Here is a 22135-nt window from a genome sequence, read left to right as displayed (position 1 = left end):
TTTTTATCCCACTCGCACCACCCTGCTCGTCACGTTATACTGCCGCAAATTTCGTAAACTAAGTCGTTATGTATCAGTTTCAGTTCTCGCTCGCCGAATTTATGGCCGCACATTGGCATCAAAGCCCAACCGTTATCCGCCAAGGGTTAGCCAATTTTAACGATCCCATTGAGCCTGAAGAAGTCGCAGGACTCGCGATGGAAGAAGACATTGACTCACGTCTCGTGACCCAAGCCAATGGCCAATGGCAAGTCGCGAACGGCCCTTTCGAGCACTTCGATGATTTCCCAGCGACGCATGCGCAACTGGTGGTACAAGCCGCTAACCACTGGCACCCAGGCGTGCGTGATCTCGCTGAGGCATTTACCTCGCTACCACAGTGGCTATTTGATGATGTCATGGTGTGTTATTCCCAGCCTCAGGGCGGCGTTGGGCCTCATATTGATCAGTATGATGTGTTTATTGTGCAAGGCCAAGGGCGTCGCCGTTGGCGTGTGGGGCCAAAAGGTGATTACCAAGAAGCTAACTTAGACACCGGGCTCAAGCAGATCACCGGCTTTGACGCCATTATCGATGTGGAGCTAGAACCAGGCGATATTCTTTATATCCCGCCAGGCTTTCCACACGAAGGCGATACCCTTGAGCCCTCGCTCAGCTACTCGGTTGGCTATCGCTCACCAAAAGCCCGAGAGCTACTGAGCAGTTATGCTGACCAAGTGATTGTCGACGAAGCCGGAGACAATCATTTCCATTGGCCTGCCATGCCAGCGCAAGCCGATGCGCCTGCGGCATTGGATCCACAACATCTCGCGCAAATGAACGAGATGATGATGGCACTCATGCACGACGAGACCCGCAAAAAGCGCTGGATTGGCGAGTTTCTCTCTCAAGCCCGGCATGAGCTCGACTTACTCAGCCCCGATCCACAGTGGCAACCGGATAGTCTCAAAGCCGCGATGCAAGACGGGCTTTGTCTGGAAAAACTCAGTGGGTTGCGTGCGTTTTATCACCCAGATCAGCCTGAAATGATTTTTATGCTGGGTGAAAGCTTTGATTTACCCACAGGATGTGAGTCACTCACCCCAGCGTTATGCAATCAACGCTTTATTGATTGGGAAATCCTCGGCGATGCCGCCGACCATAGCCTGTTTTGGCCGATGCTGACGCTGTGGGTCAATCGCGGCTACTGGTATCCCCTCGAGGAAGCGCCAGAGTAACCGCGCATCACCAAGATTAGACTTTAAACTGGGCCGTTAGGGCACGCTGACGGCCAGCCAGCGCCTCCAATTGGCTGGCAATACTCGCCGCCGATTCGGCATGCGACAAGAGTTCATCGCTGCGTTCACGAATATGGGTCACGTTTTGCGTCACATCGCCTGATACCGCGCTTTGTTGCTCCGCCGCCGCGCTAATTTCACTGTTAAGCCCCATCATGTCTTGCATCGCGGTACGAATCTGGTCCAAGCTCGCCACCGTCTCTTGCACCTTTTCAGCGGTGTCATCCGCTAACTGATTCCCTTCATGAATCGCTGCTACCACTGACTCTGCCCCCGACTGCAACGAATCAATCACGGTACGGATCTGGGTGATTGACTGGTTAGTACGCTGTGACAGTTCACGGACTTCGTCAGCGACCACCGCAAACCCGCGCCCTTGCTCACCCGCACGCGCCGCTTCAATCGCCGCATTTAACGCAAGTAAGTTGGTTTGCTCTGACATGGTGTCAATCACCGTCAGGATCTCGGTGATATCCTGACTACTCTTTTGTAAGGTTTGCGCATCGTGGGTCGCGCCATTCAGCGTCTCCACCAAACGCGTCATCGCTTGCGACGAACCAGTCACAATTTTTTCACCCTTCTCCGTCGCTGTATTCACCGCGGTGGCCGCAGTTAGCGCCGATTCGGTATGACTGGCAACCTGTGAGGCAGTTTGCGTCATCTCTTCGGATGCTGTCGCCACTGCATCCAAGCTTGATACTTGTTCACGGCTACCATCTCGGGTTTGCACGGCCACGCGTGCGGCTTCTTTGGCTGTATGTTCCGCTTCTTCAACGCTATTAATCACATTCGCCATAATAGGCTGAAGCTTATCGAGGAAGCGGTTAAAGCGCCCCGCCAGTACCCCAATTTCATCACGATTTTTAAGCTGGATACGCTGCGTGAGATCGCCATCGCCGTCGGCAATCTCTGCCAATCGTTCCGCCAGTAGCTTCAGGGGTTTAACGATTTGGCGCGCCGCTAATCCGGCGATAACCAAGGCAAGCAGGGTTGCCACAACCCCTAAGCTACGTTCTGTCCACGCGGCTTGACTGCGTTGCGCGGTAATTTGTTGGCTTAATTGGTTTGCCTCAGAGAGCAAGACATCTTCCGGCAAGGTGATAAGGGCTCCCCACGTGGTGCCTGGCAAGGCAATCGGCACGTAGGTCATCAACTGGCTTTTTTGCCATACAGTCTGTGGCTGTCCCTGCGTCAGCCAGGAGCTCATCGCATCAGGGCTGGTGGGTAAATCGTCGACAGTGCCACCGCTCACTTGGGCGTTATCAGACGCCACTAAACGGCCACCTTGGCTCAATACACTGACATTGCCGGCACCGTCAAACAGGGCGTTATCTGCCTGTGCGATCACTGACTGTAACCCGCCAAGCGCAATATCAATGCCTAGTACCCCCAGCACTTGTCCGTCGCGCATCAGTGGTGAGGAAATGGTGACACTCAGGCTACTGCCCGCTTGTTTGGGCGCAGATACGCAAGCTGCGCCTTGGTTCAATGGGCACTGATACCAATGATTCGCCGCTTGCCCATTGCCATTTTTATTGCCGTTGTTAATTTGCTTCTCGCTCAGCACGGTACCTTGCAGCTCGCCATCCCGCTTTTGCCAGCGGCTGGCAAAACGCCCTGCGGCATTCGCGCCCCGTTCTGTATCGAGCTGATAAAAGTCATCTTCTTGGTCAAGCGCATTGGGTTTAAACACCACGAACGCAGCTTGAACCGTATCGAAGTTCTCCACTGAGCGACGCACCAGCTCATTGATTGAGCCGCGAAGTTCGCCACTGTCGGTAAAGTTTTGCTCAGCGTTATACTGTAGGTACACCACACTTTGCGCCAGCATTTGCGCGCGGTACACCGCTTCATCTAAAGAACGCTGAACATGGGTCGCTTGAACTTGAGCTTGACTGGTCGCAAGACGTTGAGCAGCGCTACGCAGCGTTTGGGTACTCGCCTGACCGACCGTTTGCTGAAACTGGTTATTGACGTAGGTTGAGAAGGTTAATAACGTCACCGCGGTCACAGCAACGCACAAACTGGTCACGAGGGTGACCTTCCATTGAATTGAGAGGGATCGCATGACAGCTCCTTTGTCACTCTATCGACAGCCACCACTGCTATCGATTCTCATCCTTGAAACACGCATTTAACAGTAACAAAAAAGCGCAGGAAATAAACCTGCGCTTTTCATATTATTGCGTTTTTTACGATGACAAAAAACGTCGCTTATCTGTCTTTTGGATCCAAGGCATCACGAAGCCCATCGCCGACATAGTTAAAACAGAACAATGTCATGACCATAAAGGCGGCAGGGAACAGTAGCTGCCAAATCGCAATTTCCATCGTTTGCGAGCCTTCTTGTAGTAAGGCGCCCCAACTGGTCATTGGCTCTTGTACACCTAAGCCCAAGAAACTCAAGAAAGACTCAAACAAGATCATGTTCGGCACTAGTAAGGTCGAGTAAACCGCAACAATCCCAAGTACGTTTGGCACGATGTGGCGCGTAATGATATGGCGCGTGCTCACCCCTGAAACGTGCGCGGCTTCGACAAACTCTTTGCTGCGTAAGCTGAGTGTTTGACCGCGCACAATACGTGCCATGTCTAGCCAAGCAATACAGCCAATGGCCACGAAGATCAGCACGATATTACGGCCAAAGAAGGTTACCAATACAATCACGAAGAACATGAACGGAATCGATTGGAGGATTTCCACCAAGCGCATCATCACCGCATCGGTGCGGCCGCCAATAAAACCTGATGTGGCACCATATAAGGTACCAATCAAGACGGCGACAAAGGCGCCCATGACGCCTACCATGATCGATATACGCCCGCCCATCATGGTGCGAGTAAAGAGATCTCGGCCTAACGCATCGGTACCAAACCAATGTCCGTCTACGCCCAATGAAGGCGCCGCATGAATGGCATACCAATCGGTCGCGTCATACGCGTAGGCACTGATATACGGCCCAAGGATCACGCTCAAACCAATCAATACCAGAATCACCAAGCTCGCCATCGCGGCACGGTTACGTTTAAAACGAATCGCCGCATCCTGCCAAAGGCTACGCCCCTTGACATCGACTTCTTCAGCAAAGTTTTCGAGGGCGTCAATGTTTTCTTTTTTCGTCAGCATCATGTCACCCCTAGTAACGAATCTTAGGATCGATATACGCCAGCAGGATATCGACGATCGCGTTGAAAAGAATGGTCAGCGTACCGATCAAAATGGTACAGCCAAGCACTAATGAATAATCACGGTTAAACGCGGCGTTCACAAACAGCTTACCGATACCAGGCAAGCCGAAAATGGTTTCGATCACCACCGACCCAGTAATAATGCCCACAAACGCGGGTCCCATGTAGGACACAACCGGTAGCATCGCAGGCTTGAGCGCATGTTTAACAATAATCTTAGGGTAACTGAGCCCTTTGGCACGCGCGGTGCGAATAAAGTTACTGTTTAGGGTTTCGATCATGCTACCGCGGGTCACACGCGCAAATGTGGCCACATACAGCAAGGACATACCGATCATTGGCAACACCATGAATTGCCAACCACCGCCTTGCCAGCCACCGGCGGGGAACCAACCAAGATTAATGGCGAAGATATAAATCAGCACTGGCGCGAGCACAAAGGATGGCATCACCACCCCTAACATCGCCGTGGACATGATGGTGTAGTCAATCCAGGTGTTTTGTTTGAGCGCAGCAATGGTGCCAATCGTGACCCCAAAAATCAGCGTAAAGATAAACGCCAACGCACCGATTTGTGCCGATACAGGAAATGCGTCAGCAATCAGCTCATTCACCGTAAAATCAATGTATTTAAACGATGGACCAAAATCCCCTTGTAGGATATTGCCCAAATAGGTGGTGTATTGCTCAAACACAGGCTTATCCAAGCCGTATTTGGCATTAATATTTTCCATTACGGCAGGGGGCAATGGACGTTCGCTTGAAAAAGGGTTGCCTGGCGCAAACCGCATCAAGAAAAAAGAGATAGTAATTAAGACCAACAACGTTGGAATAGCTTCCAAAAGGCGCTTGGCGATAAATTTCAACATAACTGTACCGTTTCGTTTTGAGCCTCACAGCGTCCGCTACCTAGGCTATACCTACATAACGACAACCAGCCAAGGGAACCGCGTGGTGCGGCTCCCTTATCAGCTGTGAATCAGGCGTTACTCAGCCTTGATATAAAGATCTTTTGAGTAGATCTTCTCTTCGGCGTTATTGGCAGGGAAGCCACCGACTTGTGGACTAAGCAGACGCGCTTTTACATACTGGTAAATCGGCGCAATCGGCATGTCTTTTGCCATCTGGGCTTCCGCATCCAAGTACAGTTGTGTGCGCTTGTCGTCGTCTGTGGTGGTCATGGCGTTTTCCATGATCGCATCATAAGCTTGGCTATCATAATGCACACCACCTGATGAGTTGGAGCTACGCATCAAGCTGAGGAAGGTAGACGCTTCATTGTAGTCACCACACCAACCGGCGCGCGCGACATCAAAATTACCTTCATCTTTGGTGCTCAGGTAGGTTTTCCACTCTTGGTTATTAAGTGCAACATCCACACCCAGCTTGTCTTTCCACATTTGACCGATTGCGACGGCCAGCTTTTTGTGGTTTTCGCTGGTGTTATAAAGCAGTGAGAAGTCGAGCGGGTTGTCTTCACCGAACCCAGCTTCTTTGAGCAGACGCTTGGCCTCCGCATCACGCTCTTCTTGTGTCATCTTGGCGTACGCTGGCAGCTCAGGATCAAATCCAGCGGTAATTTCAGGCGTCAAGAAATACGCGGGCTTTTGCCCTTGACCCAGTAGCGCATCGGTAATCACGTTACGGTCAATCGCATAAGACAAGGCTTTACGCACACGAACATCATTAAAGGGTTCACGCTTGGTATTAAAGATGTAGTAGTAGCTACACAGGTTACCCACGATAGACAAATCTTCTGGGTGCTCGTTTTTCAGGCGACGGAAATGCTCGTTCGGGATCTCATACGTCATGTCAATTTCGCCGGCCAAGTAGCGGTTCATTTCTGCGACTTGGTTTTCAATCGGCAAATAGGTCACTTTATCGAGCGTGGTATTTTCATTGTCCCAATATTGGTCGTTACGGGTTAACTCAATGCGCTCATTAATCACCCAGTTGTCCACGACATAGGCGCCATTACCCACGAAGTTCTCAGGTTTGGTCCATTGGTCACCATGTTTTTCCACCGTTTCTTTGTGTACCGGCTTCATGGTGGTGTGACCCATCATCTTCACAAGATAAGGCACCGCGGTATCTAACGTTACCTGAAGGGTGTGATCGTCCAGCGCTTCAACGCCCAATGTGTCTTTATCTTTGTCACCTTTAATAATGGCTTTGGCATTCTCCATGTGGGTGTAGCCTAGGTACCAAGAGTAAGGTGACGCTGTCATCGGATCAGCCACACGCTTAAAGCTGTACTCAAAATCTTGCGCAGTAACAGGATCACCGTTAGACCATTTGGCGTCTTCACGGAGATAAAAGGTAAACACCTTGTTGTCTTCGTTTTCCCAACGCAAAGCGACACCAGGGATAACATTGCCGTCTGCATCCTGGTTGACCAAGCCTTCTAGCAGGTCACGAATAACATGCGACTCAGGCACGCCTTGAGTTTTATGCGGATCCAACGACGCCACTTCGGCACCGTTACCACGCACGAGCTCTTGCTCTGCCGCCAGTTGCGGCTCGCCTGTCGCGGACTCGGCTTGTTGTTTGGTTTCAGGGTTGGATTGAGAGGTCTGTTTTTGCTCTGGTTCGCTGCATCCTGCTAGAGCCAGAGAAAGGCCAGCGCCCATAAAGAGGGTTCGGGTGATCGTGTTTAGCTTCATCGTGTAACTCCATAACAATCGCTATTGCATCCATGACAATCGACGCCACGTGGCGGGGGAATCCGTTTTGCACAATCTAAAAAGATGTACTACGCCTCGCTGCGCGATTAGAGGCAAAACATTACCAAGCAACGCTGTGTTTTGCCATAAATCTGAAGTATTTTGCCATAGAATGAGATTAAAAACTCATCTTTCACTACTTAAAAGTCGCATAAAGGAATTTTAAGCTGGTAAGACGAGGCCGCGTTAGCGCTTTATTCACCACAAGAAACAAAATACGGAACAAATTGCTATTTATACTGAATCTGGGGGCATTGGCACTAATGCTGAACTAGCTTGCGGTCGAAAAAACACACAAGCCTCTCTCTATCTTCGCAATCTCAGTGACTTTGACTGCCAATATGCGTCAAATGTTACTTAATTGTAAAGCCGATACTAAACGTTATTTGTCAAAAAAACTCAACAGAAACACATGCACGTGATGTCAGACAGCTATCACGGTCACAAAATCTGAATTGAATAAGCGGTAATGGTGTCTGTCAGAGGAAACGCTCACCGCGAATAGATGCGAGGATCAGGCACGGATGTCGAACGGAGGGAGAACGGAGGGAGAACGGAGGGAGAACGTAGAAACGGCTGCTTCGGTAGGCTTGAGTGGTGATAATGTCGCAACAAAGCCAGCTTCGCAGGCTGGCTTTGTTCTATAAACCACTATTTTTTGGCATCGTCGGGACTAAAAATGGGGCCACTATCGGATGAACGATCACTGGCCTGATCGCGCAGAACACGGTTGTCCTCACGTGCTTTTTCCATTTCTGGCATGACCTCGTTAAGCATTTCTTTGATTTTCTTGTTGCTATAGCGCTTGTGTTTCATTGTGTCCTCCTGAACTCATCAGTATTTGGCACAGTCACTCGCGGAACAACGACCGAGTCCACTCGGCTGTTACGCCAGTACAAACCGCTTGTGCAATTTTTAAGCTACACCTTCATCGTCAATAAAGCAAAATATTGCCGAAAAGGCACGCCAAACATCTTCGCCTCCACAACATCTCGACGTCTCAACCCAGAGCCATAGCGGATATCGGCCCGCTCTTGCCTTAGTTTAATAACATTTGCTGATAATAAGCGGCTGTTTAGACGAAATACCAATATTGACGCTTTTTTAAACAAACGATGTTGTTATTCGGCGCTCTATCCCCCATCATTGTGTTGTTGATGAGCTGTTCCCGATCATCAACCTAATTTTTCTTCCGACAAGAGAGTAAAAAGCAAGACTATGAGACCACAAAGCTCAACCTCGCGCCCTTTATGCGCACGCGTTCGCCATGGTTACAACCCAAATAAAGGAAAAAAACCACAGGTTAACCGCTAACGCGGTGTTGATGTTAAAAACACCTCTTTAATAGCCTCCAAATGGAGGCTATTTTTTTGTCTTTATATCGCGATGCTGACGACGAATCAGGGCGTAATCCTACTCACGGGCGACCGCAAAGCGAGCAAGTTAGCGTTTGCACAATGCGTTATCGCGAGCGGATTTGCGTTGCAAATTGCGAGTTCTCGCCCTCAAGCGCTACGCAATCGCGACATCACGATGCCGAACCGCTGGTATACGGGCGTTTCAAAAAGTAGGCACCCCTTTTGCAATATCTAGATTACTAGACCAACGCCATTGCTTGTCAGGGGGTGTCACATGGGACAATCCACACCAATTTTGTTTAATGATCGTCACATCTTGCCCGGGGGCCGGATACCTCTTCGGATCCCAGCAGGCGACTCGTTAGACACACTCGTATTCGCGTTAAAGCATGGACTCCCTATCGGAGTGTGTATGGCAGAAACACAAGCCCAGCGCTCTCACGTGGATATTGGCACCTTTATTGAAATTGAGGACTATACCCGAAGCCAAGAAGATGGCTGCTTAGTGATCACGGCACGGGGAACCGCACGCTTTGCGATTCATGCGTTTAACCAGCAGCACAACCAAATCTTGTTTGCCTCGGTCAACGCATTACCTCGGTGGCCTGATTGCCACGTCGACAAACAAAGCGAGCCTCTCGTGGAGCGCTTACAGTCGATGTTTGAGCGCTACCCTGAACTACAACAAATGCACCGAGAGACCGAGTTCTCCAATTTGGCGTGGTTATGCCAGCGCTGGTTAGAGCTGCTGCCGCTCCCCACCGGGGAAAAACAACAGTTAATGGCGAACAGCTCCTGTGTCGCCACACGGGATTATCTGTTGAGCATGATGCAAGATCCCCATTAAACCGTTTTTATTGCTGCCTTGCTATTTGCCCTTTTTATACATTTGCTTGATTGGGCGAGGTAACGCGACGCGTTACCTCTTTTTTTACCTTCACCCTTTTGTCCCACTTTCCTGACTTGCTCACACTTTACTGCTCTGGTAAATACCTAGTCGCTTGAGCTTCAGGTAAACTAGGCACATTGATTTTTTCTCAGGAAACGACGCAATGATCCAACAGGTTTCAGATCAGCATTCACAACGTATCGTCGCGATCGGTGGCGGGCATGGTCTGGGGCGCGTCTTATCGGCATTGGGAATATATGGTGAGCAGGTAACAGGCATTGTTACCACAACCGATAACGGGGGATCCACTGGCCGTATCCGTGCATGCCAAGGGGGGATAGCCTGGGGCGACATTCGTAACTGCCTCAACCAATTAATCACCGAGCCCTCGGTCGGCTCCATGCTGTTTGAATWTCGCTTTAAAGGGAAAGGTGAGCTGAACGGGCATAATTTGGGCAACCTGATCCTTACGGCACTGGATAACCTCTCAGTCCGTCCGCTTGAAGCCATCCAACTTATTCGCGATCTGCTAGATATCCGCCCTAATTTACTGCCGATGTCCGAGCACCCTGCTGAGCTTGCCGCGTTAACGCCAGAGGGTGAGACGGTGTCGGGAGAAACACATATTGATGAGCTAAGCGCTCCCCCGACGCGTCTCTTTTTGTCCCCAACCGTCCCCGCGACCCGCGAAGCCATTGAGGCTATCGAGCAGGCTGACTTGATTTTGCTCGGCCCTGGCAGTTTTTTAACCAGTGTAATGCCGCCGCTGCTCGTCCCCGAACTCAGCCGTGCGTTGAAACATACACAGGCCAAACTGGCGTTTATTAGAAACCTTGGCAAGGAAATCGGGCCGGCGGGTGACATGTCATTAGCCACTATGCTTGCTTGGTGCGAGCGTGCAATGGGTGGGAAAGAAATCGATATTGTGATCGGAGAACAAAACGCGTCGCAGCTCGCCACACGTTACCAACAAAAAGAGGCCAGCTTGGCCTCCTCAAATCATCATTGGCGTCATGACAGGGATAAACTACGTCAAGCTGTTGATGAAGTTTTGCTCGACGGCCATTTCTCGGTAGGTAGAGGCCGTTCCTCGTAACATCTCGGTCAGCTCATCTAAATGATGTGTCATCCACTCCTGTTGCCCTTGCTTGACGCGTGATTCACACTCACGCGCCATCTCGGCCAGATCATCCGCCCCAAAACTGGCAGCACTGCTTTTGATCGCATGGCTGATCTCGCGAACTTGCTCGATCGATGGCGAACCAGACAATTGAGAATGGTATTGGGATAGCTCGTCGCTAAATACAGTGAGCAAAACCGTCACCGTATCCTCGCCTACTTCTGATTTCAGTCGACGTAATGTTTCAGTATTTACTGTGGTGGCCATACATCCATTCCTATCATTCATGCGCCGCAGATTTTTGCCAAGCTTGTAGTTTTCGGTACAAGGTTGAAGGGCTAACTTCAAGTAACCCCGCCGCTTGCGGGATATTGCCATTACACACGTCGATCGCGACTTCAATAGCACGTTTTTCCGTTTTCCATAATGGTTCTATATCGGCTTTCATCACCACTGGCGATGCTGGCTTGACGGGCTCGTGAGTTGCTGATGCGCTGTTCGCCGCTTCCGATCGCGTGTTATCCCCTGTAGATGCAATTTCAGCACCAGAAACGCGAGCGACTGGCGATGGTAGCATCTCTTTGCTGACTTCTTCGCCGTTATGCAACACCACTATGTTACGGATCACGTTTTGCAGCTGCCGAACATTGCCTGGCCAGTCGTATCGAAGGAGCTGAGTGGTCACTTCGTCACTAAAACGACAAAAATCTTTGCCTTCTTCAGCGGAAAACAGCGCGAGTAAGGCGTTGGCAATGGCGATCACATCGTCTCCACGCTCTCTTAAAGGCGGCAGCTCGAGTGGAATAACGTGCAAGCGGTAGTAGAGATCTTCCCGGAATTTCCCCTGCTGTACTTGGAGCCAGGGATCGCGGTTAGTGGCACAGACAAACCGGACATCCACCGACTTTACTTGCGAGGAGCCGACTTTTTGAAAACTCCCCGTTTGAATGAAACGTAGCAGTTTGGATTGCAAATCCATATCCATTTCGCAAATTTCATCCAAGAATAAGGTGCCACCATTGGCCATTTCTGCGGCCCCTTCACGCTCAGACGCAGCGCCAGTAAAGGCTCCTTTCACATGACCAAATAACTCACTTTCAATCAAATCTTTCGGGATAGCCGCGCAATTCAGTGCAATAATTGGCTTGTTACTTCGCGTACTGGCAGCATGAATCGCTTCCGCGCATACCTCTTTACCGGTCCCGCTTTCACCGGTAATAAACACCGTGGCTTTACTGGGCGCAGCCGATTCGATCACACGGTACACCGCCTGCATCGGCAGACTGCGACCAATAAACCCGTGGTATTCACTTTCCTGTTTGGTCGCTTTCCCGGATGACTCGGCTTGGGTTTGAGCGACTTATTGACCGTGACACGCAACTGATCGGCTTCACAAGGCTTGATCAAAAAGTCATTGGCACCATGACGCATGGCATCGACAGCGGCATCAATCGAGCCATGAGCGGTCATAATAATCACGGGTAAATCGGGCGCGACTGCGCGCACTTTGGCAAGCACATCAATGCCCGACATATCCGGCAGGCGTAGATCTAAGATCATCAGTGCTAACTGATCGCCTTCTTGCTCGAAAAAAGCCATCGCATCCTGACCCGTCCCTACAATGGTGACATCCACATCTAAGGGGTTAAGGTAGGATTTATATAACGCCGCCACCGACGCCGTATCTTCCACCATCAATATTCGTTTACTGGGTGATAGTGCTGGCATGTATCCTCCAAGAATCGCATCGCGGCGTGTAGCGATAACTCACTCAGTTGCACGAGCGTATGCGAAATGCGTTGCATTATGCAATTGTGCCCTCATTGTAGCTGGGCGAGTCCGTTAAAACCACACGTTTTGTCGATGTAATGGCTATCTTTTATTTTTGGCACGCCAAATGCATCTATTCCAGTGACCCTCAGGGGTCACCTAGCCAACTGACGTTGTTTGTGAGTTTTCACTCACTGAAACACTGTAGCCAACCTGTCATTTAGGTTGGCTTTTTTTTACTTCACGCGGTGCTTTTTCATCCCATTAGCTGTTTACAATAAACTGCTCGCGCAGCGCTTGTAACTGATCTCGCAATTGTGCCGCGGTTTCAAACTCAAGGTTCTGCGCTGCCTCAAACATCTGACTTTCCAGTTTTTTGATTTCAGCATCAATTTGTTGTGGTGACTTCAACGCATAGTCCGCATCAGGCTCGGCAACGGCACGCAACGATTTGACTGCTGGTTTCGCGCTTTTACCCCGTTTACCCGTGCCTATCTCCATCACGTCCATCACTTTCTTATTGAGTTTCTGTGGCGTGATACCATGCGCCTCATTATGTGCAATTTGCTTCGCCCGGCGTCGCTCCGTTTCATCAATGGCGCGTTTCATCGACTTGGTGATCGAATCGCCATATAAAATCGCTTTACCGTGAAGGTTACGTGCTGCACGGCCAATGGTTTGAATTAATGAACGTTCAGAGCGCAAAAAGCCTTCTTTATCCGCATCCAAAATCGCGACCAAAGACACCTCAGGCATATCTAACCCTTCACGAAGCAAGTTAATCCCGACCAAGACATCAAACTCACCAAGACGGAGATCCCGAATAATTTCCATGCGCTCCACCGTATCAATATCAGAATGAAGGTAACGCACTCGCACATCATGCTCTTGCATGTATTCGGTTAAGTCTTCTGCCATACGCTTGGTCAAGGTCGTCACCAGCACGCGCTCGTCTCGCTCACGACGAGCACGTACCTCAGAGAGCAAGTCATCCACTTGAGTCGCGACCGGACGCACTTCTATTTCAGGATCAATAAGCCCCGTTGGACGCACCACTTGATCAATGATATCCGCGCCCGATTTCTCAGCTTCATAGTTACCCGGCGTGGCGGAAACATACACGGTTTGTGGCGCGAGTGCCTCAAACTCATCAAATTTTAGCGGTCGGTTATCCAACGCTGAAGGCAGCCGAAACCCATAGTCCACCAAGGTCTCTTTACGCGAGCGATCGCCTTTGTACATGGCACCAATTTGCGACACGGTGACGTGCGACTCGTCGATGATCAACAGTCCATCGGCGGGTAAATAATCAAACAAGGTCGGTGGTGGTTCGCCTTCTGCACGACCACTCAAATAACGCGAGTAGTTTTCGATACCCGAGCAATAGCCCAGCTCATTCATCATCTCAATATCAAACTGCGTTCGCTGTGTGATGCGCTGCTCTTCCAGCAGTTTATTATGCTCAAGCAGTGTTTTTTTACGTGCCGATAGCTCCGTTTTTATCTGCTCCACTGCTTCGAGAATACGCTCTCGTGGGGTGACATAGTGCGTTTTAGGATAGATGGTGCAACGGGGCATGTCTTTGACACTCACCTGCCCCGTTAAGGGATCAAACACGCTAATGGTTTCCACCTCGTCGTCAAACAGCTCCACCCGTATGGCATCTTTGTCCGATTCGGCCGGAAAGATATCGATGACTTCACCGCGAACGCGAAACGTTCCGCGCTCAAAGGCCATATCATTGCGGGTGTACTGTAATTCAGCGAGACGTTGCAAAATGGTACGCTGGTCGAGCAAGTCACCACGACGGATGTGAAGCATCATTTTTAAATATGAATCGGGGTCGCCCAAGCCATATATGGCAGAGACAGAGGCCACAATCACCACATCACGGCGTTCCATCAACGCCTTGGTCGCCGACAAGCGCATCTGCTCGACATGATCATTTATCGATGCATCTTTTTCTATGAAGGTATCCGTCGACGGAACATACGCCTCTGGTTGATAATAATCGTAGTAAGAAACGAAATACTCTACCGCGTTGTCAGGAAAAAACTCGCGCATCTCCCCATAGAGCTGAGCCGCCAAGGTTTTATTAGGTGCCAATATCATCGTCGGGCGATCGAGCTCAGCAATGACATTAGCCATTGTGAACGTTTTCCCCGACCCTGTTACCCCCAGCAACGTTTGATGGGCAAGGCCGGCCTCTAACCCTTCACACAGACGATGGATGGCCTCAGGCTGATCGCCTGATGGCTTAAAAGCAGAATGCAGCGTAAATGTTTTACTCATGAAACTATCCTGTTTGGGGCTGACCACGATGTCCAGCATGGGGCGCTAAAGCGAAACATCTATTGTCCTGACTCGCCCTACGGAGTCAACGATTGCGGTTAACTACTGACAAACCACCAATTGCGATCTTTTTCGTCTTGAGTGCTTGATCTCATGAGGGTGTCTAGGTAACCTATCGTTCCTCTTTTGGCATGCAGTCAATGCATCCAGCCTCTCTAAGCGAAGACAAAGCGCTAAGTAACTATAGTGCTATAAAGATAAAGCCTCTGAATCATGCGTTTTCGCGCACATTTCTACTGAACATTTTCCCTTATGACCTTTTTATCCCCGATACTCAAGGGTTGAATAAATAGCGACCTGTGCACAATCCACGATCGTTTTTTTTTCAAACTTATTGCGTTAAAAAAAACACACCTACTAAAAATCAACACCTTACAGTTATCTCCCTACCTACCATGGCTGCATCAAGCTTGTATAAAATCAGTCATATAGTCAGTTGATCAAGATCCACACACATGGTTATCCACAGAATCTGTGGGTAACCGCTGAGAGCCCTTTCAGAATCGGCTGTGTAAAAAGTCAAGACAAAATTAGCCTCTATGCTCAATCAATCGCCACTGTGATGTTTTTATCATCATCGCTGGCTAGCTTTTCAGCAGTCGATTGAAAAGACAGATTTTATTGCTTCTCATGAGTTGACACCTTTCGAGGTGCTCGCTAACATTCGCCCCGTTCTCAAGGCAATTCCCCCTTAGTTCAGTTGGTAGAACGGCGGACTGTTAATCCGTATGTCGCAGGTTCGAATCCCGCAGGGGGAGCCACTATCTTGAGATAAGATAGACATCGCAAAAGTGAGCACCCGTTCTGCTACGCAGAATATGTCGCAGGACTAGGCGTCCCCGTTAAATCCCGCAGGGGGAGCCACTATCTTGAGACCTCACAGAACACAATAGCGACACGATTCCCCCATAGTTCAGTTGGTAGAACGGCGGACTGTTAATCCGTATGTCACTGGTTCGAGTCCAGTTGGGGGAGCCAATTCTATGTCCGATGGCAAATTTAGTTCTTCAGTCTAATCGTTCCGCAATGCGGAATATGTCACTGGGCTGGGCGCCCCCGTTGAGTCCAGTTGGGGGAGCCAATTCTATGTCCGATGGCAAATTTAGTTCTTCAGTCTAATCGTTCCGCAATGCGGAATATGTCACTGGGCTGGGCGCCCCCAACTAGGCGTTCCCGATGAGCCCAGTTGGGGGAGCCAAATTTATGTCTCTGTTCTCCCTGACCTATCCTACTTTCTCCGTGATCTCATCACACACTCTTACCGTGATCGCACACGCTACGCTGCCACTACCCTTAGAATGAGGTACGTGAGTAAAGCGTCACTAACAGCTTACAGCGAACCAAGCAAAAACCCTGCTTGATGGCGGTTGTTATAGCCGCCTCAAAGGTCGATAATAGGCAGATCACAAAAACATTAAATGATTAAACAGCATGGCTGAGTATTTGTTGCTACTGGTGGGCACGGTATTGGTCAATAACTTCGTACTGGTGGAGTTTTTGGGCCTGTGTCCATTCATGGGCGTATCAAAAAAACTGGAAACAGCAATTGGGATGGGGCTTGCCACAACCTTCGTGTTGACCTTGGCATCAGTGAGCTCGTATCTGGTTGAAACCTATATTCTTATCCCACTTGATCTCGGATACCTCCGCACACTGAGCTTTATCTTGGTGATTGCCGTGGTGGTGCAGTTCACGGAAATGGTGGTGCATAAAACCAGTCCAACACTGCACCGACTACTGGGCGTATTCTTACCTTTGATTACCTCAAACTGTGCGGTACTTGGGGTGGCCTTGCTCAATGTGAAACAACAGCACAGCTTTATCGAATCGATTATTTACGGTTTCGGGGCAGCCAGTGGTTTCTCGCTGGTGCTGGTTTTATTCGCTGCAATGCGCGAGCGCATTGCAGCCGCTGACGTACCCGCGCCTTTCAAAGGCGCGTCAGTGGCAATGATTACCGCTGGATTAATGTCGCTCGCCTTTATGGGCTTTACAGGACTGGTGACTTTATCATGAGTGGAATAGTGATAGCGGTGGTCGTGCTTGCCGCGCTTGCCGCCATATTCGGTGCAATCCTAGGTTTTGCCTCGATTCGCTTCAAAGTGGAGGCGGATCCTATTGTCGATCAAATTGATGCCATTCTGCCGCAAACGCAATGTGGCCAGTGCGGTTACCCTGGCTGTCGCCCCTATGCCGAAGCCATTGCCAATGGCGATGAGATTAACAAATGTCCGCCAGGTGGCCAGCAAACTATTGAAAATCTGGCAGATCTCATGGGCGTAGAAGCCACCGAACTTGCTCATGATGAGGAAAAAAGCATTAAGACAGTCGCCTTCATCCACGAGGAAGATTGTATTGGCTGTACCAAATGCATCCAAGCCTGTCCGGTCGATGCCATTGTGGGTAGCACCAAAGCCATGCATACCGTGATCGAACAAGATTGTACCGGGTGTGATTTATGTGTCGCCCCCTGCCCGACCGACTGTATTGAAATGATCCCCGTTCAAGACACGCCTGAGACTTGGAAATGGCAACTTGAACAAATTCCCGTTGTAGATGTAACCGAGCGTCAGGGAGCACGCGCCTGATGGAAAGCCTGATAGAACAAATCAAACATGGTCAAATATGGGATTTTCATGGGGGGATTCATCCGCCTGAGCACAAAACCCAATCTAATCAGGGGGAAGTTTTACCAAACATCGTCCCTACTGAACTTGTGATACCGTTAAAACAACATATCGGAAGCAAGGGGAAATTGCGCGTTAGCCAAGGTGATCACGTACTCGCTGGTCAGGCGCTTACCGAAACAGATATTCAACAATGTGTGCCTGTACACGCGCCCACTTCTGGGGTAGTAGTTGCAATTGAAGATAGAACTATTGCACACCCTTCGGGCTTATCCGACCGTTGCGTAGTGATTCAGCCCGACGGTAAAGATACGTGGGGACCAAAAACAGCTTTACCCGCATACCGAACTCAACCACCCGAGCAGTTGATCGATCACATTCGCTCCATGGGTATCGCCGGGATGGGAGGTGCAGGCTTTCCAACCGCAAGAAAATTGCAAAGCGGCTTGGCGCGTACGGAAGTACTGATCATCAACGCCGCGGAATGTGAGCCTTATATCACCGCCGACGACCGTCTGATGCAAGACTGCGCAGACGAAATCGTCGCAGGCATACAAATCCTCAATCACATCGTGAAGCCTAAGCTATCCGTGATTGGCATTGAAGATAATAAGCCAGAGGCTATCGCGGCGCTTAAAGCCGCGGTGGAGTCCGTTGATGAGGACATCCTCATCCAAGTGGTGCCTACCAAGTACCCATCTGGCGGTGAAAAACAACTGATTCAAATCATCACCGGTAAAGAAGTCCCCGCCAAAGCTTTTCCCGCTAGTATTGGCGTGCTTATGCAAAACATTGGTACCACGTATGCGATCAAACGTGCTGTGTTAGATGGCGAGCCGCTGATCAAGCGTGTGGTCACTTTGACTGGGAAAACGCTTAAAACCCAGCAAAACCGGTGGGCACTTCTCGGTACGCCAATTGGCGAATTGTTGGCGCATCATGGCTATAAAGCAGAGAAAAAGCTGCCACGGGTGATCATCGGAGGCCCGATGATGGGCTTTACCGTTCCCCACACACAAGTGCCTGTCACCAAAACGACCAACTGTGTGCTGGTGCCCACACGTAAAGAAATTTCCCCAGCCAAGCAAGAAATGGCATGCATTCGTTGCAGTGCCTGTGCCGATGTCTGTCCCGCTCACCTTTTACCTCAGCAATTGCAGTGGTATGCCAAAGATCAGGATTACGACAAGTGCCAAGACTATGATCTCTTCGATTGTATTGAATGCGGCGCCTGTGCCTATGTGTGTCCGAGTGAGATCCCATTGGTTCAATACTATCGCCAGGCCAAAGCGGAAATTCGTGAAATTGAAGCGGAAAAAGAAGCCGCCGAGCGCGCACGTCAGCGCTTTGAAGCCAAAAAAGCGCGCATGGAGCGTGAAAAGCAGGAACGAGAGGAAAAACATCGCAAAGCTGCGGAGCGTCGCAAAAAAGCCGCGCAACAAAACACGGGCTCCGATGATGCACTGAACGCGGCAGTGGAGCGGGTGAAAGCGAAAAAAGCCGCACAAGCGGCATCGAGCGATGTCAAACCTGCCGTCGCGGCTGCGATCGCCCGAGCGAAAGCGAAACAGGCCGAAGCGGCGCAAGCAGGCAGTGATGAGCCAGATAACAGTGAAATGATGAAATTACGCGAAGAGCGTAAACGTCAAGCGCGTGAACGTAAGGCGGCGAAAGACGCGCAAAAAGCCTCAGCAACCGCTGATTCACAGGCAACATCCGACAACACCGACAGTCAAGACGGCAAGAAAGATGCGGTCGCTGCCGCGATTGCCCGTGCCAAAGCACGCAAGGCCGCACAGCAAAGTGATACCAACTCAGAGTCGACACCGGCTGCCGAACAATCATCCGCCTCAGAAGATGCTAAGGCACAAACGGATGACGCTGGCGATAAAAAAGCCGCCGTCGCTGCCGCGGTCGCACGCGCCAAAGCGCGTAAAGCCGCCCAGCAAGGTGATGCCAAGGCACAACCCGATACGGCTGCCGATACGTCATCCGATGCTGCGGACACCGCGTCTGCAGCTGACGAGACTAACGATAAAAAAGCCGCTGTCGCAGCCGCGGTTGCCCGTGCCAAAGCACGTAAAGCCGCACAGCAAGGTGACACCAAGACACAACCTGAGACGGCTGCCAATAAGCCACCCGACAACGCTGCGGACACCGCGTCGGCAACTGACGAGGCTAACGACAAAAAAGCCGCTGTCGCAGCCGCGGTTGCCCGTGCCAAAGCACGCAAGGCCGCACAGCAAAGTCATACCAACTCAGAGTCGACACCGGCTGCCGATACGTCATCCGACGATGCGAACACCGCGTCGGCAACTGACGAGGTTAACGACAAAAAAGCCGCCGTCGCTGCCGCGGTCGCACGCGCCAAAGCGCGTAAAGCGGCAAAACAAACACAAGAAGATAAGGAATAACCCACGTGGCGTTTTTCATTGCAAGTTCACCACACGCCCACAATAAACGCTCTACCAGCCATATCATGCTGACAGTGCTCCTTTGTGCTCTGCCCGGTTTGGCGGCACAGTGGTATTTCTTTGGCTGGGGCGTGCTTGTTCAACTAGCCTTGGCGGTTATCACGGCATGGTCAACCGAAGCGTTGGTCATGCGATTGCGCCGTCGCCCCGTAATGGCTTACCTTCGCGACAACAGCGCCCTCCTCACCGCGTTTTTATTAGCCGTCGCGATCCCACCGATGGCACCTTGGTGGGTGATCGTCATTGGTACCGCGTTTTCTATTATTGTTGCCAAGCATATCTATGGCGGGTTGGGACAGAACCTCTTCAACCCTGCCATGGTTGGCTATGTCGTACTCCTCATCGCTTTTCCGGTGCAAATGACCACTTGGTTGCCGCCGGAGAGCCTCGCCACCCATAGTTTGACCATTACCGATACCCTCGCGGCGATTTTTGGCGGCTATACCTTAGATGGTTTTAGCGTCAACCAGTTACGTATGACTGTGGATGGCGCCACCATGGCAACGCCTCTGGATACCATTAAAACCGCGCTCGCGGGCGGCCAAACCGTCAGTGAAGCCTTGCAGCAGCCCATTTTCTCAGCACTCGGTGGTAAAGGTTGGGCGTGGGTGAACACCCTTTACCTACTCGGTGGYTTGGTGCTTATCCAACGWGGCATTATCAATTGGCATATTCCKGTCGCGGTACTCGCTGCCTTGCTCTCATGTTCACTGCTCGGCCACTTGATCGCGCCTGATCAACTCGCCTCGCCCCTGATTCACTTGTTGTCTGGCGCGACCATGCTCGGGGCGTTTTTTATCGCCACCGACCCGGTGTCAGCCTCCACCACCGACCGTGGCCGCTTATGGTTCGGGGGCCTGATTGGGGTGTTGGTGTATTTAATTCGTACTTGGGGCGGCTACCCAGATGGTGTTGCATTCGCGGTGATCATTGCCAACTTGTGCGTCCCTTTGATTGATTATTACACCAAGCCAAGAACGTATGGGCACGCTAACCGCCGTGCGGAGAAGAAGTCACAGTCATGATTGATACCATAAAAAAACATGGGGGCATTCTCGCTGTTGCTGCCCTCTTGTCGACAGCACTGGTTGCGGTCACTCACGCGCTAACTGAAGATACCATTAAAGAGCAGCAGCAAATCCAATTATCAAAAGCGCTCAACCAGGTGATCCCTGAAAGCAAGCACGATAATGCGCTTCATCAAAGCTGCCGCCTTATCGAAAATAAGGAAGCACTGGGCACCGATGACGCCCAGCCTTTTTATGTTGCCACCTTAAGCGGTGAGGTCAGCGCCGTTGCCATTCAAGCCATCGCGCCTAATGGCTACAATGGTGCCATCAAGGTATTGATTGGCATGGATGCCACCAGCCATCAGGTGCTGGGTGTGCGGGTGCTCGAGCATAACGAAACCCCAGGGCTGGGAGATAAAGTAAGCTTGCGGGTGTCAGATTGGATCCGAAGCTTTAGCGGCAAAACGGTCACCAGCGAGGAGGATACACGTTGGGCGGTCAAAAAAGACGGCGGGCAATTTGATCAATTCACTGGCGCCACCATTACCCCGCGCGCGGTTGTCGGCGCTGTCAAAAAAGCAGCTTGGTTTGTGAGTCAACACCAAGAAGCTCTGATCAACCAACCGGTTAATTGCGGAGGAGCGTCATGAATAGCGCCCACAAAGAGCTAATGAAAAATGGCTTGTGGAGTAATAACCCAGCGTTTGTGCAGCTACTGGGGTTGTGCCCACTGTTGGCGGTATCCGCTACCGTCACCAATGCACTTGGCCTAGGGATCGCGACCTTGGCGGTACTGGTCGGCTCTAATTTAATTGTGTCACTGATTAGGGACTGGGTGCCCAAAGAGGTGCGCATTCCTATTTTCGTGATGGTGATTGCTTCATTGGTTACCTGTGTTCAACTAGTCATGAATGCGTATGCTTACGGCCTTTATCAATCACTGGGGATTTTTATCCCATTGATTGTGACCAACTGTATTATCATCGGCCGTGCCGAAGCCTTTGCCTCCAAAAACCCTGTTGGCTTGTCGGTGAGTGATGGTTTTTGGATGGGCACCGGCATGACCGTCGCCTTGGTGGTGCTCGGCGCTATTCGCGAAATCATCGGCAATGGCACCTTGTTTGACGGCGCCGATCTCTTGCTCGGAGATTGGGCTGCGGCATTGCGGATTGAAATTTTTCAATTCGACACCAAGTTTCTACTAGCGATATTGCCACCCGGCGCGTTCCTCGCGGTCGGCTTTCTGATCGCRTTGAAGAACATCATTGATACRCACCTTGCCAGTAAAACAGAAAAAGACGACAAGCCAGTGATTGAGCGCGCGCGTGTGACGGGTAGTCAATGATC

Annotated in this window: 18 protein-coding genes and 2 tRNA genes; 11 read left to right on the top strand and 9 right to left on the bottom strand. The window is 50.8% G+C overall.

Going from position 1 to position 22135, the window contains the following annotated elements; translation table 11 throughout:
• Nucleotides 1–68 precede the first annotated feature (68 nt).
• Nucleotides 69–1217 (top strand): ribosomal protein uL16 3-hydroxylase, encoded by a 1149-nt coding sequence (locus BZG73_RS04865; protein WP_077667740.1) that lies wholly within the window; start codon nt 69–71, stop codon nt 1215–1217.
• 16 nt (nt 1218–1233) lie between these two features.
• On the opposite strand, the gene BZG73_RS04860 is transcribed toward BZG73_RS04865, so the two are convergent.
• From BZG73_RS04860 to BZG73_RS16000, 5 genes are all read right to left on the bottom strand, one after another.
• Complete coding sequence (locus BZG73_RS04860; RefSeq protein WP_077667739.1) at nt 1234–3345, bottom strand: methyl-accepting chemotaxis protein; 2112 nt, start codon at nt 3343–3345, stop codon at nt 1234–1236.
• A 146-nt stretch (nt 3346–3491) separates the two neighbouring features.
• Entirely contained in the window at nt 3492–4403 is a 912-nt protein-coding gene (oppC, locus tag BZG73_RS04855) for an oligopeptide ABC transporter permease OppC (protein ID WP_046075323.1), read from the bottom strand.
• A gap of 10 nt (nt 4404–4413) precedes the next feature.
• Nucleotides 4414–5334 carry an oligopeptide ABC transporter permease OppB gene (gene oppB / locus BZG73_RS04850; RefSeq protein ID WP_046075322.1) on the bottom strand — a complete coding sequence of 307 codons (921 nt, stop codon included), beginning with the start codon at nt 5332–5334 and terminating at the stop codon, nt 4414–4416.
• Nucleotides 5335–5451: 117 nt separating this feature from the next.
• Nucleotides 5452–7128, bottom strand: a complete 1677-nt coding sequence (locus BZG73_RS04845; protein WP_077578077.1) for an ABC transporter substrate-binding protein — start codon at nt 7126–7128, stop codon at nt 5452–5454.
• Nucleotides 7129–7839: 711 nt separating this feature from the next.
• Nucleotides 7840–8004, bottom strand: coding sequence for a hypothetical protein (locus tag BZG73_RS16000; RefSeq protein WP_158075269.1), 165 nt, complete (start codon nt 8002–8004; stop codon nt 7840–7842).
• A gap of 816 nt (nt 8005–8820) precedes the next feature.
• On the opposite strand from BZG73_RS16000, the gene BZG73_RS04840 reads away from it, so the two are divergent.
• Complete coding sequence (locus BZG73_RS04840) at nt 8821–9393, top strand: LON peptidase substrate-binding domain-containing protein (protein WP_046075320.1); 573 nt, start codon at nt 8821–8823, stop codon at nt 9391–9393.
• 205 nt (nt 9394–9598) lie between these two features.
• Entirely contained in the window at nt 9599–10531 is a 933-nt protein-coding gene (gene yvcK, locus BZG73_RS04835) for a uridine diphosphate-N-acetylglucosamine-binding protein YvcK (protein ID WP_077667738.1), read from the top strand.
• Here yvcK and BZG73_RS04830 read toward each other — a convergent pair.
• The 4 genes from BZG73_RS04830 to uvrB form a co-directional block, all read right to left on the bottom strand.
• The gene (locus BZG73_RS04830; protein ID WP_046075318.1) at nt 10463–10822 is read right to left on the bottom strand and encodes an Hpt domain-containing protein; all 360 of its coding nucleotides are present in this window, start codon (nt 10820–10822) and stop codon (nt 10463–10465) included. The two genes, yvcK and BZG73_RS04830, sit on opposite strands and share 69 nt — an antisense overlap.
• Nucleotides 10823–10835: 13 nt before the next feature.
• Nucleotides 10836–11831 carry a sigma-54 interaction domain-containing protein gene (locus BZG73_RS04825; RefSeq protein ID WP_407690280.1) on the bottom strand — a complete coding sequence of 332 codons (996 nt, stop codon included), beginning with the start codon at nt 11829–11831 and terminating at the stop codon, nt 10836–10838.
• On the bottom strand, nt 11810–12283 hold the full coding sequence (locus tag BZG73_RS16320) for a response regulator (protein ID WP_407690279.1): 474 nt from the start codon (nt 12281–12283) through the stop codon (nt 11810–11812). Before BZG73_RS16320 ends, BZG73_RS04825 begins: the two co-directional genes overlap by 22 nt.
• A 306-nt stretch (nt 12284–12589) precedes the next feature.
• Nucleotides 12590–14617, bottom strand: a complete 2028-nt coding sequence (uvrB, locus tag BZG73_RS04820; RefSeq protein ID WP_077667737.1) for an excinuclease ABC subunit UvrB — start codon at nt 14615–14617, stop codon at nt 12590–12592.
• Nucleotides 14618–15362: 745 nt separating this feature from the next.
• On the opposite strand from uvrB, the gene BZG73_RS04815 reads away from it, so the two are divergent.
• From BZG73_RS04815 to BZG73_RS04780, 8 genes are all read left to right on the top strand, one after another.
• Nucleotides 15363–15438, top strand: a tRNA-Asn gene (locus BZG73_RS04815).
• A 141-nt stretch (nt 15439–15579) separates the two neighbouring features.
• Nucleotides 15580–15655 (top strand) — tRNA-Asn (locus tag BZG73_RS04810).
• A 453-nt stretch (nt 15656–16108) separates the two neighbouring features.
• On the top strand, nt 16109–16693 hold the full coding sequence (gene rsxA / locus BZG73_RS04805; RefSeq protein ID WP_077667736.1) for an electron transport complex subunit RsxA: 585 nt from the start codon (nt 16109–16111) through the stop codon (nt 16691–16693).
• On the top strand, nt 16690–17265 hold the full coding sequence (gene rsxB / locus BZG73_RS04800; RefSeq protein ID WP_077667735.1) for an electron transport complex subunit RsxB: 576 nt from the start codon (nt 16690–16692) through the stop codon (nt 17263–17265). Before rsxA ends, rsxB begins: the two co-directional genes overlap by 4 nt.
• On the top strand, nt 17265–19718 hold the full coding sequence (gene rsxC / locus BZG73_RS04795) for an electron transport complex subunit RsxC (protein ID WP_077667734.1): 2454 nt from the start codon (nt 17265–17267) through the stop codon (nt 19716–19718). The genes rsxB and rsxC overlap by 1 nt, the downstream gene beginning before the upstream one ends.
• A 5-nt stretch (nt 19719–19723) precedes the next feature.
• Nucleotides 19724–20803 carry an electron transport complex subunit RsxD gene (gene rsxD / locus BZG73_RS04790; RefSeq protein WP_077667733.1) on the top strand — a complete coding sequence of 360 codons (1080 nt, stop codon included), beginning with the start codon at nt 19724–19726 and terminating at the stop codon, nt 20801–20803.
• A complete protein-coding gene (gene rsxG / locus BZG73_RS04785) occupies nt 20800–21438 on the top strand; it encodes an electron transport complex subunit RsxG (protein WP_077667732.1) in 639 nt (212 codons plus the stop codon). Before rsxD ends, rsxG begins: the two co-directional genes overlap by 4 nt.
• Nucleotides 21435–22133 carry an electron transport complex subunit E gene (locus BZG73_RS04780; RefSeq protein WP_077667731.1) on the top strand — a complete coding sequence of 233 codons (699 nt, stop codon included), beginning with the start codon at nt 21435–21437 and terminating at the stop codon, nt 22131–22133. Before rsxG ends, BZG73_RS04780 begins: the two co-directional genes overlap by 4 nt.
• The last annotated feature ends 2 nt before the right edge of the window (nt 22134–22135 follow it).

The sequence above is a fragment of the Salinivibrio siamensis genome (assembly GCF_001996005.1).
In the GTDB taxonomy this organism is placed as follows: domain Bacteria; phylum Pseudomonadota; class Gammaproteobacteria; order Enterobacterales; family Vibrionaceae; genus Salinivibrio; species Salinivibrio siamensis.
Note: the sequence above shows the minus strand (reverse complement) of the source record. Positions and strands in the feature narration are given on the sequence as shown.